Genomic DNA, 731 nt, shown 5'->3' on the forward strand with positions numbered 1-731 from the left:
CCGGAGTTTTTACATCAATTATTAGATAAATTGGCAACGTCAGTGATTGATTATTTGGATGCGCAAGTGGTTGCTGGTGCACAAATTTTGCAGATATTTGACAGTTGGGGCGGGGCGCTTGGTCATCGTCAGTTTGTGAATTTCTCGCATGCTTATAATAAGCGTATTGTCGCTGAGCTAAAGATACGTCATCCAGAAATCCCAGTCGTGCTATTTACTAAAGGCGGTGGATTGTGGCTTGATGTGCAAGCGGATAGTGAGGCCGATGCGCTAGGTTTAGACTGGACGATGCCTATTGATCGCGCCCGTCAAGTATTGACAGAAAGTCAGCGCCAATTGACCAAGCAACATAAAAAACTACAAAGCAGCAAAGCCATTCAGGGTAATTTAGACCCCGCAACCTTGTACGGCTCGCCTGCAACTATCCGTGCTGAAGTCAACGCGATGCTCGATAGCGCTTACGCCAGTGGCGAAAAAACTGGCTATGTGGCAAACTTAGGTCACGGTATTACTCAGTGGGTCAATCCTGATAATGCCAAAGTCTTTATCGATGCAGTACATGACTATAAAATTTAATACCGCTAATTATTAAAAAAATGAACGTTTAAAAGCGCTAGTAATAGCGCTTATATTTAGCAGCAACAAGGTTTAACTTTGATGTAGGCCTTATAGCTATCTAAGCATTTACGCATTAAAAGAAAAAGGAATATCTTATGATTTCAGCAGCGATT

1 protein-coding gene is annotated in these 731 nt (G+C 42.4%); it reads left to right on the forward strand.

The features are described from left to right. Positions 1–576, forward strand: a 576-nt coding sequence (locus V7D75_RS06355) for a uroporphyrinogen decarboxylase family protein (RefSeq protein ID WP_333613872.1), incomplete at its 5' end; no start/stop codon positions are given. Between the last annotated feature and the right edge of the window lie 155 nt (positions 577–731).

This window comes from Psychrobacter sp. (assembly GCF_036731945.1).
Taxonomy (GTDB): Bacteria; Pseudomonadota; Gammaproteobacteria; order Pseudomonadales; family Moraxellaceae; genus Psychrobacter.